This window comes from Bosea sp. NBC_00550 (assembly GCF_026020075.1).
Taxonomy (GTDB): domain Bacteria; phylum Pseudomonadota; class Alphaproteobacteria; order Rhizobiales; family Beijerinckiaceae; genus Allobosea.
Window position 1 is genome coordinate 2,546,339 of record NZ_CP102772.1, and the last position, 22,297, is coordinate 2,568,635.

Annotated in this window: 17 protein-coding genes and 1 pseudogene; 9 read left to right on the forward strand and 9 right to left on the reverse strand. The window is 65.1% G+C overall.

Translation table 11 applies throughout. The features are described 5' to 3' along the window. Positions 1–8: 8 nt before the first annotated feature. Genes NWE53_RS12195 through NWE53_RS12210 form a run of 4 tightly spaced genes read right to left on the reverse strand, consistent with a single transcriptional unit; the run spans position 9 to position 5,759 of the window. Positions 9–1,391: an FAD/NAD(P)-dependent oxidoreductase gene (locus NWE53_RS12195; protein WP_265054539.1), complete on the reverse strand. Its 1,383-nt coding sequence runs from the start codon at positions 1,389–1,391 to the stop codon at positions 9–11. Next, positions 1,388–1,705 (reverse strand): (2Fe-2S)-binding protein, encoded by a 318-nt coding sequence (locus NWE53_RS12200; protein WP_265054540.1) that lies wholly within the window; start codon positions 1,703–1,705, stop codon positions 1,388–1,390. The genes NWE53_RS12195 and NWE53_RS12200 overlap by 4 nt, the downstream gene beginning before the upstream one ends. Further along, positions 1,702–3,690 carry a hydantoinase B/oxoprolinase family protein gene (locus tag NWE53_RS12205; RefSeq protein WP_265054541.1) on the reverse strand — a complete coding sequence of 663 codons (1,989 nt, stop codon included), beginning with the start codon at positions 3,688–3,690 and terminating at the stop codon, positions 1,702–1,704. The genes NWE53_RS12200 and NWE53_RS12205 overlap by 4 nt, the downstream gene beginning before the upstream one ends. Before the next feature lie 5 nt (positions 3,691–3,695). Continuing rightward, the gene (locus tag NWE53_RS12210) at positions 3,696–5,759 is read right to left on the reverse strand and encodes a hydantoinase/oxoprolinase family protein (RefSeq protein WP_265054542.1); all 2,064 of its coding nucleotides are present in this window, start codon (positions 5,757–5,759) and stop codon (positions 3,696–3,698) included. Positions 5,760–5,943: 184 nt separating this feature from the next. Between NWE53_RS12210 and NWE53_RS12215 the strand changes: the two genes are divergently transcribed. After that, positions 5,944–7,086 carry an NAD(P)/FAD-dependent oxidoreductase gene (locus NWE53_RS12215; RefSeq protein ID WP_265054543.1) on the forward strand — a complete coding sequence of 381 codons (1,143 nt, stop codon included), beginning with the start codon at positions 5,944–5,946 and terminating at the stop codon, positions 7,084–7,086. Between the two features lie 13 nt (positions 7,087–7,099). On the opposite strand, the gene NWE53_RS12220 is transcribed toward NWE53_RS12215, so the two are convergent. The 3 genes and pseudogenes from NWE53_RS12220 to NWE53_RS12230 all read right to left on the reverse strand — a co-directional run bounded on the left by NWE53_RS12220 (position 7,100) and on the right by NWE53_RS12230 (position 11,003). Next, complete coding sequence (locus NWE53_RS12220; RefSeq protein WP_265054895.1) at positions 7,100–9,136, reverse strand: oxidoreductase; 2,037 nt, start codon at positions 9,134–9,136, stop codon at positions 7,100–7,102. A 161-nt stretch (positions 9,137–9,297) separates the two neighbouring features. After that, positions 9,298–9,998, reverse strand: a pseudogene (locus tag NWE53_RS12225) (IS6 family transposase). A gap of 48 nt (positions 9,999–10,046) precedes the next feature. Next, positions 10,047–11,003: a GntR family transcriptional regulator gene (locus tag NWE53_RS12230; protein ID WP_265054544.1), complete on the reverse strand. Its 957-nt coding sequence runs from the start codon at positions 11,001–11,003 to the stop codon at positions 10,047–10,049. Positions 11,004–11,210: 207 nt separating this feature from the next. On the opposite strand from NWE53_RS12230, the gene NWE53_RS12235 reads away from it, so the two are divergent. From NWE53_RS12235 to NWE53_RS12250, 4 genes are all read left to right on the forward strand, one after another. Beyond that, entirely contained in the window at positions 11,211–12,131 is a 921-nt protein-coding gene (locus NWE53_RS12235; protein ID WP_265054545.1) for an ABC transporter permease, read from the forward strand. Positions 12,132–12,145: 14 nt separating this feature from the next. Next, positions 12,146–13,039 carry an ABC transporter permease gene (locus tag NWE53_RS12240; protein WP_265054546.1) on the forward strand — a complete coding sequence of 298 codons (894 nt, stop codon included), beginning with the start codon at positions 12,146–12,148 and terminating at the stop codon, positions 13,037–13,039. Between the two features lie 26 nt (positions 13,040–13,065). Next, positions 13,066–14,640, forward strand: a complete 1,575-nt coding sequence (locus NWE53_RS12245) for an ABC transporter substrate-binding protein (protein WP_265054547.1) — start codon at positions 13,066–13,068, stop codon at positions 14,638–14,640. Positions 14,641–14,718: 78 nt separating this feature from the next. Continuing rightward, a complete protein-coding gene (locus tag NWE53_RS12250) occupies positions 14,719–15,951 on the forward strand; it encodes an amidohydrolase family protein (RefSeq protein ID WP_265054548.1) in 1,233 nt (410 codons plus the stop codon). A 41-nt stretch (positions 15,952–15,992) separates the two neighbouring features. Here NWE53_RS12250 and NWE53_RS12255 read toward each other — a convergent pair whose 3' ends face one another. Next, a complete protein-coding gene (locus NWE53_RS12255) occupies positions 15,993–16,697 on the reverse strand; it encodes an IS6 family transposase (RefSeq protein WP_265054549.1) in 705 nt (234 codons plus the stop codon). Positions 16,698–16,828: 131 nt separating this feature from the next. Here NWE53_RS12255 and NWE53_RS12260 point away from each other — a divergent pair, with 131 nt between their 5' ends. From NWE53_RS12260 to NWE53_RS12275, 4 genes are all read left to right on the forward strand, one after another. Beyond that, positions 16,829–17,845 (forward strand): DNA-methyltransferase, encoded by a 1,017-nt coding sequence (locus NWE53_RS12260; RefSeq protein ID WP_265054550.1) that lies wholly within the window; start codon positions 16,829–16,831, stop codon positions 17,843–17,845. Then, positions 17,838–18,293 carry a DUF5681 domain-containing protein gene (locus NWE53_RS12265; RefSeq protein WP_265054551.1) on the forward strand — a complete coding sequence of 152 codons (456 nt, stop codon included), beginning with the start codon at positions 17,838–17,840 and terminating at the stop codon, positions 18,291–18,293. Before NWE53_RS12260 ends, NWE53_RS12265 begins: the two co-directional genes overlap by 8 nt. A 2-nt stretch (positions 18,294–18,295) precedes the next feature. Beyond that, a complete protein-coding gene (gene terL, locus NWE53_RS12270; protein ID WP_265054552.1) occupies positions 18,296–19,753 on the forward strand; it encodes a phage terminase large subunit in 1,458 nt (485 codons plus the stop codon). A 375-nt stretch (positions 19,754–20,128) separates the two neighbouring features. Then, positions 20,129–20,290, forward strand: a complete 162-nt coding sequence (locus tag NWE53_RS12275; RefSeq protein ID WP_265054553.1) for a hypothetical protein — start codon at positions 20,129–20,131, stop codon at positions 20,288–20,290. Between the two features lie 360 nt (positions 20,291–20,650). Here NWE53_RS12275 and groL read toward each other — a convergent pair whose 3' ends face one another. Then, on the reverse strand, positions 20,651–22,288 hold the full coding sequence (groL, locus tag NWE53_RS12280) for a chaperonin GroEL (RefSeq protein ID WP_265054554.1): 1,638 nt from the start codon (positions 22,286–22,288) through the stop codon (positions 20,651–20,653). Between the last annotated feature and the right edge of the window lie 9 nt (positions 22,289–22,297).

The window sequence follows — 22,297 nt, forward strand, 5'->3', positions numbered from 1 at the left end:
GCGCGGCATCAGCCGTCGGCTGCAGCGTCCTGAATCAGCGCGCCGATCAGGGCCGGCCTCACCGGCGCCTGCCCGCGCAGCCGGCCCGCTGCCGCGGCGCAGCCATGGCCCGCGCTGCCGGCGACGATTTCTGCCGCGGCCAGTTCGCAATAGCGGCCCTGGCAGCGCCCCATGCCGGCGCGCCCGAGCGATTTGACGCGATTGACCTCGCCACCGCCGAAATCGACGGTCCGGCGCAGTTCGCCGGCCGTCACGCCTTCGCAACGACAGACCATCGTCTCATCCGGCAATCCGACCGCAGTCTCGGCGGGCCAGGGAAAGGCCGCAGCGACGCCGCGTGCGAAGCGGTTGAGCCGGGCCAGCCGACGCTTATCCGCCGCCATATCCGGTACTGGAAAACCGAGATCCTGCAGACAGGCCGCCGCTGCGAGCCGCCCCGCAACCTCTGCCCCATCGGCGCCGAGAATCCTGAACCCGTCCCCGGCGAGATAGACGCTGCGTCCCGCGCGTCCCATGGCATCGGCTTTCGGGAGCCATTGCCGCCAGGTTTCCTCATAGGTGAAGTCGCAGCCGGCCAGGTCCGCGAGGCGCGTCTCGGCCCGCAGGTGCCAGCCGAGGCCAACCGCATCGCAGGCCGTACGCTGGCTCCGGCCCGCTTCGTCGCGCCAGAGCACGGCGGCTGGACCGCGCTCATCCGCCTCGACGCGATCCAGCTGGACGCCGGCATGATAGAGCCGACCAAGGCTGCGACGCATCATCAGCCCGCGCAGGGCAAAGAGCGGCCTCGCCGAGAGACCGGAGAAGCCGCGCAATTGCTGGCGCATGGGCGCGGTATCGAGGACCGCCGCGACCTGCCCTCCGGCCTTCAGCAATTGAACCGCAAGCAGGGTGAGCAGCGGGCCGGAGCCAGCCAGCACGATGCGCCGTCCCAGCGCCGCCCCTTGCGCCTTCAGCGCGATCTGCATCGCGCCAAGCCCGTAGACGCCGGCGTTCTCCCAGCCTGGCACGGGCATGACGCGATCCATCGCGCCAGTGGCGAGGATCAGCCGGTCATAGGAAATCCAGCGCGAACCCATGCCATCGAGCGCCTGCAACCGCTCGGCCGTGATGGCGATGACCGAACTGCGGGGATGATGAACGAGGCGGCCCGCCGCCGCCAGGGCATCGAAGGTCTGGTGCAGCGCGACGGCCTTGGCAGCCTCCGAGCCATAGAGGGCCTCGGGCGGGCGCGTGAAGCCCTGCGGCGGACGGCGATAGATCTGGCCTCCGGCACGCTCGCCTTCGTCGATAACGATGGGCACCAGCCCTCCGGCGACCAGCGCCTCGGCAGCCCGTATCCCGGCCGGGCCAGCCCCGACGACAACGACCCGCGGTCCTGCGGCCTCCGTCATGGCCACTCTACCGGAGCGTCGGACAAGAGGCGCATGCCTTCGATCAGCGGCGTCGAACAGGCGCGCAGCCTCGGTCCATCCTCCTGCCAGATCCAGCAGTCCTGACAGGCTCCCATCAGACAGAAGCCTGCACGGGCCTCCGGGCCGAATTCCGAGCGGCGCAGAGCCGGCGCGACCGAGAGCACAGCGCTGAGCACGGTGTCCCCCGTCAAAGCCCCCCGCTCAGCTCCATCAAGGAAGAAGCGCAGCGGGGCGCGATCCACCTCGGCCAATCGGACCAGACGGCCAGCCCCTGCATTCGCGGCTGCGCTCATTCGGCCGCCTCGGCGTGGACAAGCTCCGGCTCCGGCATCTCGGGAAACCGCGCCCGCGCCGCAGCAAAAGCCTCTTCGACACCATCAGCGCCAGTTCTTCCCTTCATCCGTCGGAAAATCTCGGTCTTGGCGAAGAAGCGCCAATGGATCGGCAGGCCGGCAAGCAAGGCCGTCAGCCTGTCATAAGCGTCCCGCGTCCACTGCGCCTCGTAGCCGTCGCGCTCCGGGCCGAAATGGAAGTGGCCCGATACCGGCGCGCGGTCGGCGCGCCGTGCCTTGGTCGCTTGCTCATCCAGGACTTCGCCCTGCATGACGACGCCATAATCCCGCTCCGCCGCTTCCGGCGAAACATAGCCGCGCACGACATCCTCCGCCACGCGCCATGCCTCCCGGTCGAAGGGATGACCACGGCCGCCGCCGCCGGCCGAGCGGATCTCCAGCACGTCACCGGGCTGCAGAACAGCGGTGTCGATGTTGCCGAGCCGCCGCTCCTCCGGCTGGCCTGGATTGACCACCATGTCGGAGAGGCCCGCCGCCTTGCCGCCCAGCACGCCCCAAGGCCGGAAGAAGCTGCGGTCGCGATTGCGGGCGGTGATGCGGCTGTCCGGCGCGAAGACGCGGAACGCCATGTCGGTAGCCAGCCCGCCGCGCCAGCGCCCGGCGCCGCCACTGTCCCTGGCCAGCCCGTATTTGACGAACTCCACCGGTGTCTCGGTCTCGGTGATCTCGATCGGCGTGTTCTTGAGATAAGCGGCATCCGCCCCCGAGCCATTGGTGCCGTCGCGATGCGGCATGCCGCCGCCGCCGCCGACCACCGGGTTCACCGCGGCGATGACAGTCCGGCTCGTGCGCTCGTCCGTCGTCATCACGTTGATGATGCAGTTGTTGCCGGCGGGCGCCGCCGGCAGCCGCTCCGGCACAGCCTGCGAAAACGCCCCGAAGATCACCGAACGAAGCCTGGCGCAGGTGAGCGAACGCATGCCGACCGCAGCCGGGAAGACGGGGTTCAGGACCGTCCCCTCCGGCGTGATGCAGGTGAACGGGCGCGTTAGCCCGGTATTGAGCAGGATCTTCGGATTCAGCGTGTAGAGGACGTAGTAGACCCCGACGAGCAGGATCGTGTGTCGCGGATTGCCGCCGCTTGGCACGTTGAGCGAGGAGCCGAGTTGCGGATCGGAGCCGGTGAAGTCGAGCACCGCCTCGTCGCCCCGGATGGTCAGCTTGAGCTTCAGGCGGCAGGGATTGGCCTCGACTGAATCCTCGTCGGCATAATCGGCGAACTCCCAGGTGCCGTCCGGCATGCCGCGCAGCACCTCGCGCGCCTGCGCCTCGGCATGGTCGAGCAGGGCGTCGACGCCACCGAGGAAGGCCTCGCGGCCGAACTTCTCGATCATGGCCAGCACCTTGCGCTCGCCGGTGTTGAGCGCGCCGACCAGCGCCTTGATGTCCCCGATGTTCAGGTCCGGCTTGCGAACATTGGTCGTCATGATCCGAAGGATCTGCTCGTCGAAGACCCCTTCGTTGACGAGCTTCATCGGCGGAAAGCGGATGCCCTCCTGATGGATCTCGGTAAGCGCCCGTGACAGCGAGGCCGGCACGGCGCCGCCCATGTCGGTGTTGTGGATATGGCCGCCGGTCCAGGCCACGATCTCGCCCTCGTGAAAGACCGGCTTCCAGAGATGGGTATCGGGTGCATGGGTCGCGACGAAGCAGGAATAGGGATCGTTGGTGAAGGCGACGTCGCCCGGCTTGTAATCGTCGACCATCGCGAGCGCCGGCGCCCAGGACAGGCCGGGATACCAGGTCGCGCCCAATTCCATCGGCACGGCGAAGGTGTCGCCGCTGCGGCTGATCAACATCACCGTGAAATCCTCCGTCTCCTTGACGAAGGCGGAATGGGCCGTGCGGTGCAGCGTATGCGCCATGTTCTCGGCGGCGGCACGCGCGTGGTTCGCGAGCACCTGAAGCTTCATCCGGTCAAACATCGGCATCACTCCGCGAAAGTCAGATGAAGGTTGAGATGGCCGTCGATGCGGGCCGTCGCCCCGGCGGGAATGGCAACCGTGGTGTCCTCCTGCGCGACGACGGCCGGGCCCGCGAAACGGCTGCCGGGCGGTAGATCGGCGCGACGGTAGAGGCCGACGACCCTCCGCGCCCCCCCGGTATGAATTTCGAGCGTGCGTTCCGGCGTCGCGGCCGCATCGATCTCGCTGGCCTCCGGGAAGGTGAGGATAGGTCCCGCACCGATGGCCGAGAGACGCAGGTTCACGATCTCGACGCGACCATGAAGATCATCGAAGTCGTAGATTCGGGCATGTGTTTGATGAAACTCGCGGGCGATGGCCGCCGGGTCGCCGGATTCGAGCCAGGCGGGCTGCAAGGGGACCTCGATCTCGTAGCTCTGCCCGACATAACGCATATCCGCCGAGAATCTGAGATCGGCCGGGCCGGCATGGCCCTGTGCCGCAAGCCAGCGGCGCCCTTCCTGGACCATGGCGGCGGCGGCGGCCTTCAACTGCGGCAATACCGCAGCCGAAAGCTCGGCGAAGAGCGTCCGGACGAAATCGCCGCGCAGATCCGCGACGAGGCCGCCCAGTGCCGAGACGACGCCCGGCCGTCGCGGCGCCAGCAGCCTGGTCATGCCGAGTTCGCGGGCGAGGAACGCACCGAGCATCGGACCGCCGCCGCCGAAGGGCATCAGGGTGAAGTCCTTCAGGTCGACGCCGGCCCGCGACGACAGCTTCTCGACCTCGACGAACATCTCGGAGACGGCGATATCGAGGATCGCCTGCGCCGTGTCGTCGAGCGGTCGACCGAGTTGCTCGGCCAGACGCCCAACCGCTCCGCTGGCAAGGCCGGCATCCATCTTGAGCTGGCCATAGGCCATCTCGCTATGGCCGAGCCAGCCGCAGACCACCATGGCGTCGGTGACGGTCGCCTGCTCGCCGCCGCGCCCATAACAGGCCGGCCCCGGCGTCGAGCCGGCCGATTCCGGTCCGACCCGAAGCACGCCCTGCCCATCGACGGTCGCGATCGAGCCACCGCCAATGCCGATCGAGCTGACAGAGACCGAGGGGATGTAAAGCGGGAACTCGCCAATCATCTCGCCGGTGCCGTATTGGGGCTCGCCGTCGATGATCAGGGCGAAATCGGCGGATGTGCCGCCGATGTCGAGCGTCAGCACACGCTTCTCGCCGGCCTGACGCGCGAACCAGGTCGCCCCGATCACGCCCGAGGCCGTACCGGACAGAAGCATGGAAACGCATGCGCGCTTGCCCTCGGCGGCATTCATCACGCCGCCGTTCGACTTGGTCAGAAGCGCGCGCGCCGGCACGCCCCGGTCCGCCAGCCGCTGCTCCAGCGCCGTCAGATAGCCGGCGATGCGGGGATGGACATAGGCGTTGAGGATCGCCGTCGTCGTCCGCTCATATTCGCGGATCACCGGCCAGACCTCGGAGGACGTGAAAACGAAGAGTTCGGGAGCAATCCGGGCGATCTCGGCCTTCACCGTCTCCTCCTGCGCGCCGTCACGCCAGGCATGCAGGAAGGCGATGACGATGCCGACGGCCCCGCGCGCCTTTGCCGAAGCGACAGCGGCCGCGACAACGTCGAGATCGGGCTTCACCGTCTCGCGACCGTCCGAGCGCATCCGGGCCGGGATACCAAACACGCGGTCGCGGGTGATGAGCTGCTCAGGGCGGCAGCAGAACAGCGAATAGGTCTCGGGCATGCGCAGCCGCGCGAGTTCGATCACGTCCTCAAAGCCGGCATTGGTGAAGAGAGCGAGCGACGCTCCCTTGCGCTGGATGATGGTGTTGACGCCGACCGTCGTGCCGTGGACGAAGCGGGTTACCGCTTGCGGATCGAGGCCTTCGCGCTCGGCAAGCAAAGAGAGGCCGGTCATCAGTTCCGCGCCCGGATCGTCAGGCGTGGTCAAGACCTTCAGCGACGCGACCTGGCCCGAGCGCGTCTCGAGCGCGCAGAAGTCGATGAAGGTGCCGCCGATATCGACGCCGACCTTCCAGTCCGCACTCGACACTGTTCCATCGTCCATGTCCGCTCCTCTTGCTGGCGGCCGGAAGCTGGCACGGCAGCGGCGGGGTGGTCCAAGAGACATGCAGGGCAGGTCCATAGGCCGGACTTATGGCCTGCCGGCCATCGCGTCTTTGACGGCTCCGCGCGCCCGCGTCAGGTTCGGCCGCGTGGAGATTTGCCGCCTGTACGGCAAGAGGCTGGACATGGATGTAATCGTTGTCGGCGGCGGCCTGATGGGAACCGCTGCAACCTTCTTCCTGAGGCGGCGCGGCCTGACGGTCACGCTGATCGAACGCAACCGTGTCGGAACGGGCGCCACCGTCGCCTCCTTCGGCAATATCCGCCGGACCGGGCGCCATCTCACGCAATTGCCGTTGGCGCATCGCTCCCGGACGCTCTGGGGCGACGCAGAGCGCCTGCTCGGCCGCGACGTGGAGTTCCGCGCGACCGGCCATCTCCGGCTGATCTTCGAAGAGGATGCGCTGACCGACATGCGCACCTATGCCGATGCCGCGCGGCCCTGGGGACTGGAACTCGAGGAACTCGGCGCCGACGAGGTCTGGGCGCGCTTTCCCGGCCTCGGCCCCGGAGCGATCGCGGCCTCCTTTTCCCCGCATGACGGCTCCGGCAATCCGCGCCTGATCGCGCCGGCTTTCGCCGATGCGGCGCGACGACTTGGCGCGGAGATCGTCGAGGAATGCGAGGCCGGCAGCATCGATAGGACCGAAGCCGGCTTCCGCGTCACGACATCCAAGGGCGTGTTCGAGGCCGGAAGACTGCTGAACACCGCCGGTGCGTGGGGCGCGCGGATCGCCGCGCAATTCGGCGAGCCGGTGCCCCTCACCTCGCGCGGGCCACAGATGGGCGTCACCGAACCCCTGCCCCATAGCATCCTGCCGGTCGTCGGCATCTGGACTCGTCGTCACGGCACCGACGCCTATTTCCGCCAGGTCGAGCGTGGCAACATCGTCTTCGGCGGCGCGGCCGAACGGGTCGACGTACCACTCGATCCAGGCCACGCCAAAGCCGATCCGGCGCGGCTTCCAGCCCAGCTTCGCGCCCTGAGACAGCTCTTGCCGGCCCTGGAGAAAGTCTCGATAATCCGTACCTGGTCGGGCTGCGAGGGTTATCTGGCCGACATGCTGCCGGTCATGGGACCATCAGGCACGACGCCGGGGCTGTTCCACGCCTTCGGCTTCAGCGGACACGGCTTCCAGCTCGGCCCGGGCGTCGGTGATACGATGGCCGAGCTGATCGCGACGGGCACGACCGACATCCCGCTTCACGACTTCCGGATCGAGCGCTTCGCCGACGCGAAAAGCGGCCGAAGCTCCGCCGCGGCCTGATCGCGCCGGCGGCTCAGAGCTTGGAGCAAAGCCGGTAAGCCTCGTAGATCGCGGAATAGAGGTCGCGGCTCGACACGGCGTCGCCGATGCGGTGCAGGAGGAAACTCCCCGGCGTGGGCGCGGCTGCCTCCTCGCTCCCCAGCATGAACGCGATATCGGTCACCCCGTCATTGGCCGAGAGATGCCGCAATTCGTGATAGATCTCGGCGGCCGGCAGCGTGCCGTATTCGACGACGATCTGGCTGGCCTCGACCTGGCTTTCCGCGCCGGTCAATTCGTTGCGGAATGTGGCCTGCAGGGCGTTGCCCCGGCGCTGGACCTTCTCCAGCCTGACATCGACGAGCGAGCGGATGCCCAACTCGGCGAAGCGCTTACGAAAACTGGACTTGTCGATGTAGGTCATCTCGATGGCGAGGGCGTCGTCGGGTGTTGCGATGCTGACCGACCTGCCCTGCCGGGCAAGCTGCAGCGCGCAGGACGCGGCAGCCTGGCGCCCCGTCCCGTCATAGACGAGCGCGTCGTTCTTGCCTGGCACCGTGCCGGTCAGCACATCCCAGACGCTGTCGCAGAGGTCGGCGCCGTCGAACCAGTCGGTATCCGGAATGCCGCCGGTGGCGACGATTACGAGGTCCGGCGCCTCGGCGCGAACCGTGTCGGCCTCCGCATAGCAGTTCGTTCGCATATCGACCCCGAGCCGTTCGAGCTCGGCGATGCGCCAATCGACGATGCCGATCAGGTCGCGACGCTCCTCGGCAGCGGTCGCGACGAGCAACTGCCCGCCCAGCCTGGCCGCAGCCTCGAACAGCACGACCGAATGCCCTCGCTCCGCGCAAACGCGAGCGGCTTCCAGACCGGCCGGACCGCCGCCGACCACCACGGCCTTCAGGAGACGCGACGCCGGCGCGACCTCATGGCTGAGCAGCGTTTCGCGCCCGCTGGCGGCGTTGTGGATGCAATTGACCTTCTTGTAGAGGCAGTAGGAGGCCCCGACGCAGGGGCGGATCCGATCCTCCTCCCCGCGCCTGATCTTCTCGACCAGATGCGGATCGGCGATATGGGCGCGCGTCATGCCGATCAGGTCGACGACGCCCTCGCGGATGGTATGGCGGGCCGTCGCGACATCGCGAATGCCGCCGGCGTGGATCAGCGGCAGCTTCGTCTCGCGCCGGAACTGCGCCACCGAAGCGAGATAAGGCGCGTTGCGCTGGAATAGGCCGGGCATGTTGTCCTCGGCCAGCGCGAGATCGGTATCCATGCGGCCGTAGATGCAGTTGAAATAGTCGATATGGCCTTCGCGCTCGAAGATCCGGGCGAGTTGCAGGCAATCCTCGAAATCCGAACCGTCGGCCACGCCCTCGTCGATCACGAAGCGGATGCCGACGATCGCCTCGTCGCCGACTCGCTTGCGGATCGCCTCATGGACCATGAGCCCGAAACGCGCCCGGTTCTCCGGCGAGCCGCCGAAACCGTCGCTGCGCTTGTTGGTGCGCGGTGACAGGAACTGGCCGATCAGATGGCCGCCGGTCACCGTCTCGATGCCGTCGAGCCCGCCCCGCATGCAGCGCAGCGCGGCATCGGCATAGTCACGGACGATCCGCGCGATATCCGCATCGTCCATTTCCTTGGGGAAGTTGCGGTTGCGCGCCTCCCTGACGCGCGATGGCGCCAGCACCGGAAGCCAGTTCCCCCCATAGGAGGTCGCGCGCCGACCGAGATGCGAGACCTGGCACATCACGGCCGCACCATGGCGGTGAATGCGCTCGGACAGCGCCGCCAGATGGGGAATGATGCGGTCGCTGGAGAGATCGAGCTGGCCGCCGCCCCAGCTCGAATCCAGCGATGTCATCGCCGAACCGCCGATCATCGTCATGGCGAGGCCGCCGCGAGCCTTTTCCTCGTGATAGCGCTGATACCGTTCGAGCGGCAAGCCGCCATCGTCCAGCATCGAGGCATGGCTGGTGCTGACGATGCGGTTGCGAAACCGCAGCTTCTTGATGACGAAATGCTCCAGAAGCGGGTCGCGCGACGCGGCGATGGGCTGATCCGGCATGGCAACCGTTGCGCTCATCGAATAGCCTCCCTGTGATCGACAACCTCGGCGATCATGTCGGCAAGTCTGGAACCGTACCAGATTTAAAAACCGTGGGAGAAGCAGGCATCGTAAACTTAACGGCAGCGAGGCAAGAGTATGGCGCCGGTCGTCTTCGCCGTTCATGCCCGAGCGATTTGCGCCCAAAGGTTCATCGCGGTTGCGCGCATATCGCGATGATGGCTGGATGTAATGTCGTGGCGCGGAATGTGGAACAGGTTGGCGATCGGGTCGTGGATGGAAACGAAGCGTTGTAGCTGTCGCTGTGACTTGAAGCGCTTCATGATCCGCTCTCGTCGTCGCACTGGCTGGTGGGAATTCTCCGCCCGATTGTTCAGCCCCTTGTGGGAGCGATGCTCGACACCTGGCATGATCTCCCGCTTTGCGGCGTCATAGGACCGAAGCTTGTCGGTGATCATCACCCGTGGCGCCCCGCCCTGACCCTTCAGGAGTTTGCGCATCAGGCGTTTTGCAGCCTTGGCACTTCGGCGGCTTTGTACCAGCACCTCGAGAACAAAACCGTCCTGATCCACGGCACGCCACAGCCAGTGCTTTCGGCCGCCGATCGAAACGACGACCTCATCGAGGTGCCACTTGTCGCCGAGCCGACCGGATGAGCGGCGGCGGATTTCGTTGGCGAAGCTACGACCGAATTTCTCCGCCCAAAGCCGGACCGTCTGGTGCGAAACAATGATCCCGCGGGCAGCCAGCATGTCCTCCACCATTCGCAGGCTCAGAGGGAAGCGGAATAGAGCCAAACGGCGTGAGCGATGATTTCAGCGGGAAATCGATGGCGGCGATAGAGCGGATCACGGTCTGTCATGGCCCGTCATCTCACACGGAAGTCAGCTTTGTTAAGTCTACGATGCCACTAATCTTCATCGTCCAGCAGTGAACCGACCCGGCGCTGAACATCGAGAGGGTCTGGGATGTGGCGATACTCGATCGTCGGCAGCGTTTGCGGAACGCTTGCCAACACGTCGTCAGTCCCTGAGGCATAGATGAGCGCATCCGCCTCTGCTGCCAGCGACGCGACGTCGGCGGCACTCCCTGCGGTCAATTTTAGGAGCCCGGGAGAGTCGGCAAAACGGGTGACCCCGGCCTTCATGATCGGTAGGAACTCCGGAACGCGAGCGACCAGCAGCAGGCGAGCACCCGGCGCGATCGCTGCAAGCGCGCGGCGCGTCTCCTCGGCAGGAACAAAGCGTATCCCGGCGACCCGGGCGCCCGGTAGAAGGCTGGCAACTTCGCGCCGTCGGTTGACGAACGTCACGACGAGATCGGACGAAGCGATCCTCGACCGTGAAGCGGAATCCCGCTGTATCAGATTTATCGTCGCCGGCGCGACGGTTGCCGCCGGGCCGATCTGCTCCGCGATCAGGCGAGCGTAGCGCGTCGTCGTCGACTGGAAGAGGCCGACCACCGCAATGCTCTTGCGACGGCCGAGACGAGCCCGCGACGCCAGTCGACCGTGGATCAGCGAAGCAAGATCTGAGGCGCGCAACCCGAGTGACAACCCTTGATCGATCAACGCTTCGATCTGACCGTGCAGCGCCGCGAAGTCCTCCTGCGCGCGTAGCGACTCGCCGCTGCTTTCGGCAATGAAGGTGCCCGAGCCTGCGCGGGCTTCGATCAGCCCGAGCCCTTTGAGATCGCCGTAGGCTTGGCTCACGGTCATCGGCGCCACGCCGAGCGCAGAAGCCAAGTCCCTAACCGATGGCAACGGCTCGCCAGGCGCCGCATCGCCACATGCGATCGCATATTCGATCAAGCCCTTGAGCTGCTGTCGGATCGAAATCGGCAGGGATCTGTCGATCGTGAAATCCATCCATTGCCTTCCGAACAGGTGCTTGGGCAGCGTCTGCTGCGGATCAATCGTTTGCTTCGCCTAGACAACTCGTCCCGCATGGAACTGATTGACGAACGCTGACCCGCGTGGGAGTGTTATAGTATCATGGTACAGTTCGGAAGCACCGCATCAGGACCGACCTTCGCCGCATCCTCATCCTCCACAGCGGGAGGGATGGGCTGATCAATGGCTGGCTATGTCCTCAAGCGCCTCGTCGCCATCATAGCCCTAACCTTTGGCATCACCGTCGTCGCCTTCCTGATCATCCGCCTGATTCCTGGCGACCCCGTCATTGCCATGCTGGGCACCGGTGCCGGCGACAAGGAGATGATCGCAAGGCTGCGTGAGCAACTGGGCCTGACCCGACCGCTGCACGAGCAATACTTCGTCTGGATCGGCCAGGTGCTCCGCGGTGATTTCGGCTATTCCTATGCCAACCAGCAGACGGTCTCATCGTTGATCGCCTCGAGCTTTCCCGCGACGGCCCAGTTGACGCTGGCAGCATTGACGATCTCACTGCTCTTCGGTTCGGCGATCGGCATCATCGCAGCAGTAAGACGCAATCGCGCGGCCGACACCGCCGGCATGGGCTTCGCGCTGATCTGCATGTCGATCCCGAGCTTCTGGCTCGGGCTTTTGCTGATCCTGATGTTCGCCGTGATCTGGCCGATCTTTGACGTCGTCGGCGGGACCGGGCTAAAGGGCCTCGTGTTGCCGGCGGTGACGCTGGCGCTCGGCACGATGGGCTTCAACGCCCGCTTCATTCGCTCCAGCGTCATTACCGCGCTGTCGCAGCAGCATGTCACCACCGCCCGCGCCAAGGGGCTGCCTCCGGCGCGCCTGTTCTGCTGGCATGTCATGCGCAATGCCCTGTTGCCTATCCTGACGATCGTCGGCCTTCAGATCGGCCAGTTGCTGTCGGGTTCCGTCATCGTCGAGACTGTGTTTTCGCGCCCCGGCATCGGCCGCCTGCTGATCCAGGCGATCCTGGCGAAGGACTACATGACGGTGCAGGCGCTGATCATGATGATCGCGCTCATCTATGCGTTGTCGAACTTCATCGTCGACATTCTCTACCCGGTCCTCGATCCTCGGATCGCGCGATGACGGACAGCGCTCAAATGCCCGCTGTTTTCGCAATCGAGCCCGATCCCGCCGTGCTCGCTACCCGTCGTTGGTCGCGCCGCCGCGCCGTGCTGCGCGCGCTTCGTCACCGCAGCCTCTCGCTCGGTCTCGTCATTTGCACGGTGCTGGCGTTCCTCGCCTTCATCCTGCCGCTCCTCATCACGATCGACCCGGTCGCGCAGGATCCGATGGCGACCTTCTCACCGCCGACCGCGGTTCACGTCATGGGAACCGACGCCTTCGGACGCGACCTGCTGGCTCGCGTGCTGATCGGCGCACGCACAACAATTCTGGCGAGCCTGTCCGTGGTCCTGCTCGGCGCCTTCGCCGGCACGGCCGTCGGGCTCGTCGCCGGCTATTTCGGCGGCGCACTCGGCTTCGGCATCATGCGCCTGATCGACCTTTTGCTCGCCTTCCCCGGCATTCTGCTGGCGCTGACCGTCACCGCGATTCTCGGACCCGGCCTGGTCAACGGCGTCTTCGCGATCGCCGCGATCCTCGTCCCGGTCTTCGCGCGGCTCGTCGAAGGCGCCACCGTCGAGGTGCGCAACCTGCCCTATGTCGAGGCGGCCCGCTGCGCCGGCGCGTCCCAGGCGCGGATCATCCTTCGCTACATCCTGCCGAATGTGATGTCGGGCATCATCGTGCTGACCACGACCTGGCTCGGCATCGCCGCGCTTTGGATCACCGCGCTCGGCTTCATCGGCCTGGGCGTCCAGCCTCCCACGCCCGAGCTCGGCGCGATCCTGAACGACGGCCAGAACTACATCATACTTGCCTGGTGGATCACGGTCTTTCCGGGACTCTTTCTGTCGCTCTTTGTCGTCGGCGTCAATCTGGTCGGCGACGGTCTGCGAGACGAACTCGACCCGACGCTCAATCGCGGCTGACGCCGCTCAAAAAAGGGGACATGGCGATGAACACAGGACTTCGTGGATGGGTGCTGGCGGGCTTGTCGATGCTCGCCATTTCCGGCGCGCAGGCGCAGGCGCCCAACAAGAACGCCAAGCTGACCGTCGGCTGGGCCGAGCCCATCGACACTCTGAACCCAGCCACGACCGGCGCCCGCAACCAGGGGCCGTTGCTGGTTAACATCTTCGACACGCTGGTCTGGCTGACGCCGGACTTCAAGGTCGAGCCGTTGCTGGCGGCGAAATGGTCGGTCTCGGCCGATGGCCTGACCTACAGCTTCACCCTGCGCGAAGACGTGAAGTTCCATGACGGCACGGGCTTCGACGCCGAATCCGTCGTCGAGAACATCAAGTACATCACCAATAAGGACACCGCCGCCAAGGTCTCGATCGCGCTGCTCGGGCCCTGCAAGGAAGCGGTTGCGACTGCCAAGTATACCGTCGACATCAAATGCGCGACGCCTTACGCGCCGCTGCTGCGGCAGCTGGGCGTGCCCTATCTCGGCATGCAGTCGCCCGCGGCCATCGTCAAATACGGCAAGGATCTCGGCCTGAACCCGATCGGCACCGGGCCCTATTCCTTCATCAGCTACGAGCCCAACCAGAGCCTCGTGGTCAAGCGCAACGAGGCCTACAACTGGAACCCGGCTTCCGTCGGCCATAAGGGGCCGCCCAACATCGCGGAAGTGAAGTTCCAGATCGTCACCAATCCGCAGGCCCGCGTCAGCCAGTTCCAGGCCGGCCAGTCGCAGATGATGCAGCAAACGCCAGGCGTCCACTGGAACGCGATGCAGAAGATGGACCGCTTCACCGCGATTCCGGTCCCAATCACGGGGCTCGGCATCTTCGCCCCGGTCAATGCCAAGAAGTTCCCGACCGACGACGTCGCCGTGCGCCGGGCCATTCAATACGCCATCGACAAGAAGGGGGTCGTCCAACTCGCCGAAGCCGGCGCTATCCAGCCTTCGCTGACCCCGCTGCAGCCCTCGATGTTCGGCTACGACAAGTCGCTCGAGACGATGTACCCCTATGATCCGGCGAAGGCCGAGGCCACGCTCAAGGAAGGCGGCTGGACCAAGAAGGACGGCTTCTGGGAGAAGGACGGCAAGCGCCTTTCCCTGACACTGACCGCGATCTCGACCTCGACCTCCTACCCCCTGCTGGCCCAGGCCATCCAGAACTACCTCCAGAAGGTCGGCATGGAGGCCAATGTCCAGCTGCTCGCCTCGCCGGCCTGGCTCGCGGCCAACATCAACGGCGACATGTCGCTGACGCCGCTGCAGTATATCGGCGTCGATCCGGATGCGCTCTCCGGTTGGTTCACCGCCGGCCAGTACTTCAACTGGAGCCATTATTCGAACCCGAAGCTCGATGCGCTGTTCAAGCAGGGCCGCGAAGAGGGTGATGCCACCAAGCGCGTCGCGATCTATCAAGAACTCCAGAAGCTACTGATGGACGAGGCGGTGATGCTGCCTATCCGCCAGAACGTCGATCTGGTGATGACCTCGAAAAAGCTCACCGGAGTGACCTATTCTGGTGGTGGCTTCGAATATCTCGGTGCGGCTTCGCTGGCCGACTGAGCCTGAAGGCAGAGCTGCTCCCAGCGGCTCCGCCACTCTCTTCCTCGATCAAAATTCGACGCTCCGGGAGCGAATGACGTGAAGACGCTGATCAAGGCCGCCCAACTCATCGACGGAACTGGCGCCGCTCCGATCAAGGACCCGGTCCTGGTGATCTCCGGCGGTAAGGTCGAGGCGGTTCTCTCGGGCGCGGTTCCGGCCGAATTGGCGTCTGTCGAGGCCCATGACTGCCCGGGCGCGACCATCCTTCCGGGCCTGATCGACACCCATGTCCATCTGAATCTCCCCGGCGACGGCACCATTCTCGAAGACGCCGTGCGCGAGACGGAAGGCGTCCTGGTCGCGACCTCGGCGCTGGCGACGGTCAAGGCGCTGAAGGCCGGCATCACGACGCTGCGCGATCTCGGCGCCAAGGGGCGCACCGCCATCGATGTCCGCCGCGCCCTGCAACTCGGCCATGGCGACGGCGCCCGCGTCGTGGCCTGCGGGCAGGCGATCACGATCACCGGAGGCCATGTCTGGTATCTCGGCGGCGAGGCCGATGGCGTCGACGGCGTCCGCAAGAAGGTCCGCGAGATGGTCAAACTCGGCGCCGACTTCATCAAGGTGATGGCGAGCGGCGGCGGCACCGTCGGCACGCAATCCTGGAACCCCGCCTTCTCGCAGGAAGAGCTCAATGCCATGGTCGACGAGGCTCATCGCTTCGATCGCAAGGCGACAGCGCATTGCCTCTGCGCGCGTTCGATCGAGATGGCGATCGAGGCCGGCTTCGACCAGCTGGAGCATGCCGGCTTCATCGCCGACGGCAGTGGACGGCAGGTCTACGAGCCGGCCGTCGCCGAGAAGCTCGCCAAGTCCGGCATTCCCGTGACGGGCACGCTCGCGGTCGGCGGCGCCGTGCTCCGCGAGCTGCGCGCGAGGCCTTCGCTCACCGAAACCGAGGCGGCTTTCCTGACCCGCTGGGAGAAATCCGCGGCCCAGAATCTGTACCAGTTCCGCCAGCTGCGCGAGGCCGGCGTTAGATTCGTCGCCGGAACCGATGCTGGCTGGCGGTTCACGCGCTTCGACGATCTGCCGCTCGAAATGGAGCTGATGCAGGAGGGAGGAATGACGGCGATGGAAACGATCGTCGCCGCCACCGGCTATGCGGCGAAGGTCATCGACATCGATGGTCAGACCGGAAGTCTCAAGCCTGGCCTGGCAGCCGACGTCCTTGTTGTCGGAGCGGATCCCCTGAGCCATCTCGCCGCTTTGCGAGATGTTCGCCTCGTCATGCAGGGCGGCAAGGTCAGGACGGCGTTGTCACGTTAACCGCCGGCGGGCGCAGAGGGCGGTTTGGCCAGGTGACGGGCTCAGGCCGTGACACCGGCCACGGCTTTCCAGTGTGCCATGGCATCCAGACGATGCAGGTGGGTGGCGAGAGCGGAGCGACTGCAGCGGGGCGGAGCAAACAGATTGCGGACAGCGGAGAAGATCGCCACGAACCTCTGCAGACCTCCCGGAGATCGAAAGCCCTGCATCGCCCACTCGCGTCGTCGCAAAGGCAGGTGCGAGTTCTCGGCCCGGTTGTTGAGGCCCTTGTGCGAGCGATGTTCGATCACCGGCATGATCTGGTGGCGAGCCGCGCCATAGGAACCGAGCTTGTCGGTGATCATGCGCCGTGGCGGACAGCCCTGCTTCTTGAGAAGGCGCCTCAGCAAGCGCCGCGCTGCCTTGGTGTCGCGCCGCGTCTGGATGATTTCGTCGAGGACATAGCCGTCCTGATCGACCGCCCGCCACAGCCAGTATTTCTGGCCTCTGATGGTGACGACCACCTCGTCGAGATGCCAGATGTCGCGGCGGCTCGGCGCCTTGTGCCTGAGGCGGCGGGCATAATCCCGCCCGTACTTCAACGCCCAGCGCCGTATCGTCTCATAGGAGACGGCGATGCCGCGCTCCAGCAGCATCTCCTCCACGAGGCGAAGGCTCAGGGGAAAGCGAAAATACAACCACACCGCATGGGCGATGATAGCGGGCGGAAAACGATGACGCTTGTAGCTGACGCAGGACAGGCTCATGCCCGCCCATCTACACCCTCGCCGCCACGCCGCAGTTAACGTGACAACGCCCCTTCCGGCTCGCCGATAACCGGATCGGGGAGCTCTCGACCTGGAACAAGACGGCCCTGGCGCTCGAATTCAAGGCGCTCGTGGAAGAGATCGATCTCGACCCGGAGATCCTGGAGTTGACTGCTTTCGAGGTCGCTGAAATCGATCTGCATATTGAAAGCCTCGACGAGCAAGCGTCGGCGCCGGACCGGGCGGACCTCCTGCCCGAACCCGGACCTGCGGTGACGCGGCCCGGCGATGTCTGGTGCCTTGGACGTCACCGCCTGCTGTGCGGTTCGGCGCTGGAGACGGAGAGCTACCGGCTCCTTCTTCAGGGGCACCAGGTTCGCGCGGTCTGGTCGGACCCGCCCTATAACGTCGCCGTTTCCGGGCACGTTTGCGGGTCGGGGCAAGTCCAGCATCGCGAGTTCGCGATGGCCTCCGGCGAGATGAGCGAGAGCGAGTTCACGTCTTTCCTTGCAACCTATCTCGGCCTGTCCAAGCAGCACTCGCTGCCCGGCTCGCTCCACTACGTCTGCATGGATGGCCCACACGCCTTCGAGTTGCTGAGCGCCGCGCGGAAAGCCGAGCTGCAGTTCAAGGTCACCTGCACCTGGGCCAAGACCAATGCTGGCATGGGTAGCCTTTACCGCCATCAGACAGAGTTCGTGCACGTGTTCAAGAACGGCGGCGTTGAGGTCCCGCACGTCAACAACATTCAGCTGGGCAAGTATGGTCGCTATCGCACCACGCTGTGGACCTACCCGGGCATCAACACCTTCCGCAAGGGTCGGATGGACGATCTCCAGTCCCACCCGACGGTGAAGCCCTGGGCACTGGTAGCGGATGCGATCAAGGACTGCACCGAAATCGGAGACAGCGTTCTCGATTGCTTCTGCGGTTCCGGAACCACGCTGATCGCTGCCGAGAAGGCACGGCGGATCGGTTATGGCATCGAGCTCGATCCGATCTATGTCGATGTCGCGGTCCGGCGCTGGCAGGCGCTGACCGGTAAGCAGGCCGTCCACGCTCAGACCGGGCAGAGCTTCGCCGCGGTGCAAGCCGAGCGCGCCATGGCGACGGCCGCTGAAAACGCCGTGGAGGTCACCCATGGCTAAGCACCCCCCTTCCCCGGACGAGACTACCCCACCCGATCAGTCTGAAGCCGCCAGGGACTACGAGGTTGGCCGTGGCCGAACTCCGACCCACAGCCGCTTCAAGCCCGGCCAGTCCGGCAACCCCAAGGGCCGCCCCAAAGGAGCGAAAAACCTGAGCACGCTCCTTCGCGAAAAGCTGCAGGCCAAAGTTCCTGTACGCGAGGGAGGGCGGGTCCGGCATATGTCGAAGGCCGAGATCGGCGCCACCAAGTTCGCCAATCGGTTCGCCGAAACCGGCGATCCCAAGCTCTGCATGGTCCTGCTGAAGCATCTCGAGGGCGGTCCGGGAGGCAGTGGGGCCACGGTTAGCCAGACTATCGCGACCACGCTGGAAGACCAGGCATCCCATGCTGACATCCTGGCTTGGCACCTCGAGCAGAACCGGTACACTGACAGCGACGAGATCTGACCATGAACGATGCGATCGTCGTCAAAGCGCTGCAGAATCTGTACTTGTTTCCGTTCGTCTGGGACGCGTTCGAGCTTCTTCATCCCGGGCAGAGTTTCATCCCCTCCTGGCATGTCAATGCGATGTGCCTGGCCCTCGAGAAGGTGGTCTCGGGCGAGACCAAGAGACTCATCATCACCGTTCCGCCGCGGCACGGAAAATCGATCTGTGCCGCGGTGGCCTTGCCGGCCTGGATGCTCGGCAAGGACCCGTCTCTAAAGATCATGGTCGCGAGTTATGGCAGTGACCTGGCGGCCAAACATGCCCGTGACTTCCGCACGGTGATTACATCGGCATGGTATTCGGCACTGTTCCCGCGCACCCGCCTCGAGATTGGGGGCAGCCGCGTCGACGAGCAGATCACGACGGCGCAGGGCGGGCGTAAGGCGGTTTCGCTCGGCGGGGCCGTCACCGGCTTTGGCGCAGATCTGATCATCGTCGATGACCTGATGAAGGCTGCCGATGCCAACTCGCCGGCCGAGCGCCAGCGCGTGCGTGACTACTACGAACAAACCCTCCTCTCTCGCCTCAACAACAAGAGCGAGGGACGGATCATCATCATTCAGCAGCGGCTGCACGAGGATGACCTGCCCGGCTACCTCCTCGACACTGGGCAGTTCACCCACCTGAACCTGCCCGCCATCGCCGTCGAGCCGCAGGACATCCCGCTCGCCTTTGGCAAGATCAAGCATCGCGAACCCCGGACGGCTCTATGCCCCGAGCGCGAGCCGCTGGACACGCTTGAGAAACTGCGCATCGAAATGGGCGCCTACGTCTTCTCGGCGCAGTATCAGCAAGATCCGACGCCGCCAGGTGGCAATCGCATCCGGTTGGAGTGGTTTGGCACGTATTCCGGGCCGGTTCGGCGCGAGGAATTCCAGTGGATCGCTCAGAGCTGGGACACGGCTCTGACGGCCGAACCGACGAGCGATTTCACCGTGGGAACGACCTGGGGCTTTCGCGATAACCGCTGGCATCTGCTTGATGTCATCCGCGAGCGGCTCGACTTTCCCGAGCTGAAGCGGCGTGTCGTCGGTCTGGCGAACAAATGGAACGCCGACCATGTGCTGATTGAGCATGCCGGATCGGGGATTTCGCTGATCCAGCAGCTTCGTCATGAGGAAACCCGTTACTGGCGCTACCATGGCACCAAACCGCGCCTCGACAAGGCAACGCGCCTCGAGGCGCAGACAGCCCGTCTGGAAACCGGACAGTACCTCCTTCCCACTGAAGCGCACTGGTTGTCGGAATTCCGGCGCGAGCTGCTGGCGTTCCCCATGGGCAAGTTCGACGATCAGGTCGACAGCCTGGTCCAGTTCCTCGAATGGTCGGCCTCGCCGCGGGCAAGCGGGTTCCTTGTCGAACGCCATCCGGAAACCGGGCGCCCGTTACGGGTCAATCGACCGCAACGGCGCTACTGAGCGATACCTTCGCGCCGTCATGCAGCTGTCGCGGATCTCATGGATGCTCGTTGCGCGGGGAGGCGTGCGAACGGCGGAAATAGGGCGAATTGCATCGCCCTAACAGCATTCGACGCGCCAACCCAACATTGCGCTCGGCGAGCTCGAATCCGTGTGATGGTGGCCGGAGCTCGGGACTTCGATCGCCATGTGGCCAAGAACACGCCTTACGCCGACTGGGCTTTGGGCTCCAGCAGTCGGGCAAAGAGGATTAGACCAGTGTGCCATCGTCTTGAGCCACAGGAGGACGGCATTCAGAGATCTGGCATCGCCGTGACCACCCCTGTCGACGTCGTGAGGGCACACTCGATCTACCTCCCACTCGAACCGCGCAACTTGAACGAGCGCCTGTTCGACATTGGGCTATGGCTGATGGAACGCGAGATCCCGCATCAAGTGCGCATCTCCATGGAGCCGGAGCACCGACGCATCCGCGTGAGTCTTCCCAACGCGAAAGACGCAATGGCCTTCAGTGATCGATTCGTGATGCGAATTTGATGCGGGATCGCGCGATCTATGAGCCATAGCCGATGTCTCACGTTAACTGGGACATTTCGCGGCAAAGTGTAGATGAGCGGGCATGTCTCAGCCTTGCATCCCCTACAAGCGCCATCGATTTCCGCCAGCGATCCGACCCGATCATGAAGAGGCCGTCGCGCCGACTTCGAAGAGAAGCCAGGGTCCTGGCGGGACCTCGCCATCGCGCTGCGCTTTGGAGATGCTTGTCGGCAATCAGCCAAGGCTCTCACCGCGGGTTCTCATCCCCCGGTGAGAGCCTTGGCTTAACTCGCCCCAAAAGAGAAGGCCCGGCTTGCGCCGGGCCTTCCATAGTCTTTGCAGAATGCGACGGTGCGGGGATCAGAAGTCCATGCCGCCCATGCCGCCGCCGCCCATCGGGGGCATCGGGGAGTCCTTCTTCGGCAGCTCGGCGATCATCGCCTCGGTGGTGATCAGCAGGCCAGCGATCGAAGCCGCGTCCTGGATCGCCGTGCGCACGACCTTGGTCGGGTCGATGATGCCGGCCTTGACCAGATCGCCGTACACGCCGGTCTGGGCGTTGTAGCCCCAGGAGTAGTCCTTCGACTCCAGCAGCTTGCCGATCACGACCGCGCCGTCATCGCCGGCGTTGTCGACGATCTGCTTGGCAGGAGCCATGATCGCCTTGCGGACGATCTCGACGCCAGTCTTCTGGTCGTCATTGGCGGTCTTGATCGCCTTGACGGTCGAGAGCGCACGCAGGAGCGCAACGCCACCGCCCGGAAGAACGCCTTCTTCGACCGCAGCGCGGGTCGCGTTCAGGGCGTCGTCGACGCGGTCCTTCTTCTCCTTGACCTCGACCTCGGTCGAGCCGCCGACGCGGATGACCGCGACGCCGCCGGCGAGCTTGGCCAGGCGCTCCTGGAGCTTCTCACGGTCGTAGTCCGAGGTGGTCTCCTCGATCTGCGCCTTGATCTGACCGACGCGGGCCTCGATGTTCTTCTTCTTGCCGGCGCCGTCGATGATCGTGGTGTTCTCCTTCTCGATGCGCACCTTCTTGGCGCGGCCGAGCATCTGGAGGGTCACGGTCTCGAGCTTGATGCCGAGGTCTTCCGAGATCAGCTGGCCGGCGGTCAGGATCGAGATGTCCTCGAGCATGGCCTTGCGGCGATCGCCGAAGCCCGGAGCCTTGACGGCCGCGACCTTGAGGCCGCCGCGGAGCTTGTTGACGACGAGGGTGGCGAGAGCTTCACCTTCCACGTCCTCGGCGATGATGAGCAGCGGGTTGCCGGTCTGCACCACGGCCTCGAGGATCGGCAGCATCGGCTGGAGCGAGGACAGCTTCTTCTCGAAGATCAGGATGTAGGGATCTTCCAGCTCGACGATCATCTTCTCCGCGTTGGTGATGAAGTAAGGCGAGAGATAGCCACGGTCGAACTGCATACCCTCGACGACGTCGAGTTCGGTCTCGGCGGTCTTGGCTTCCTCGACGGTGATGACACCCTCGTTGCCGACCTTCTGCATGGCGGTGGCGATCATCTTGCCGACCGACTCGTCGCCATTGGCCGAGATGGTGCCGACCTGGGCGACTTCGCCGTTGGACGTGACCTTCTTGGAGTTCTCCTTCAGGTCGGCGACGATGGCCTCGACGGCCAAGTCGATACCGCGCTTCAGGTCCATCGGGTTCATGCCGGCGGCAACAGCCTTCAGGCCTTCGCGCAGGATCGCGGCGGCGAGGACGGTGGCGGTCGTGGTGCCGTCGCCGGCGTGGTCGTGCTGTTTCGAGGCCACTTCGCGCACCATCTGGGCGCCCATGTTCTCGAACTTGTCGGCGAGCTCGATCTCCTTGGCGACGGTGACGCCGTCCTTGGTGATGCGCGGAGCGCCGTACGACTTCTCGATCACGACGTTACGGCCCTTGGGACCGAGCGTGACCTTCACGGCGTTGGCGAGGATTTCGACACCGCGCAGCATCTTGTCGCGCGCATCGGAAGAGAACTTGACGTCTTTGGCTGCCATGAGAGCAAC

Bases quoted from the DNA above. Each gene is read 5' to 3' on its own strand.
- NWE53_RS12195 (WP_265054539.1), bottom strand. From the start codon at position 1,391: ATGACGGAGGCCGCAGGACCGCGGGTCGTTGTCGTCGGGGCTGGCCCG.
- NWE53_RS12200 (WP_265054540.1), bottom strand. From the start codon at position 1,705: ATGAGCGCAGCCGCGAATGCAGGGGCTGGCCGTCTGGTCCGATTGGCC.
- NWE53_RS12205 (WP_265054541.1), bottom strand. From the start codon at position 3,690: ATGTTTGACCGGATGAAGCTTCAGGTGCTCGCGAACCACGCGCGTGCC.
- NWE53_RS12210 (WP_265054542.1), bottom strand. From the start codon at position 5,759: ATGGACGATGGAACAGTGTCGAGTGCGGACTGGAAGGTCGGCGTCGAT.
- NWE53_RS12215 (WP_265054543.1), top strand. From the start codon at position 5,944: ATGGATGTAATCGTTGTCGGCGGCGGCCTGATGGGAACCGCTGCAACC.
- NWE53_RS12220 (WP_265054895.1), bottom strand. From the start codon at position 9,136: ATGCCGGATCAGCCCATCGCCGCGTCGCGCGACCCGCTTCTGGAGCAT.
- NWE53_RS12230 (WP_265054544.1), bottom strand. From the start codon at position 11,003: ATGGATTTCACGATCGACAGATCCCTGCCGATTTCGATCCGACAGCAG.
- NWE53_RS12235 (WP_265054545.1), top strand. From the start codon at position 11,211: ATGGCTGGCTATGTCCTCAAGCGCCTCGTCGCCATCATAGCCCTAACC.
- NWE53_RS12240 (WP_265054546.1), top strand. From the start codon at position 12,146: ATGCCCGCTGTTTTCGCAATCGAGCCCGATCCCGCCGTGCTCGCTACC.
- NWE53_RS12245 (WP_265054547.1), top strand. From the start codon at position 13,066: ATGAACACAGGACTTCGTGGATGGGTGCTGGCGGGCTTGTCGATGCTC.
- NWE53_RS12255 (WP_265054549.1), bottom strand. From the start codon at position 16,697: ATGAGCCTGTCCTGCGTCAGCTACAAGCGTCATCGTTTTCCGCCCGCT.
- NWE53_RS12265 (WP_265054551.1), top strand. From the start codon at position 17,838: ATGGCTAAGCACCCCCCTTCCCCGGACGAGACTACCCCACCCGATCAG.
- terL (WP_265054552.1), top strand. From the start codon at position 18,296: ATGAACGATGCGATCGTCGTCAAAGCGCTGCAGAATCTGTACTTGTTT.
- groL (WP_265054554.1), bottom strand. From the start codon at position 22,288: ATGGCAGCCAAAGACGTCAAGTTCTCTTCCGATGCGCGCGACAAGATG.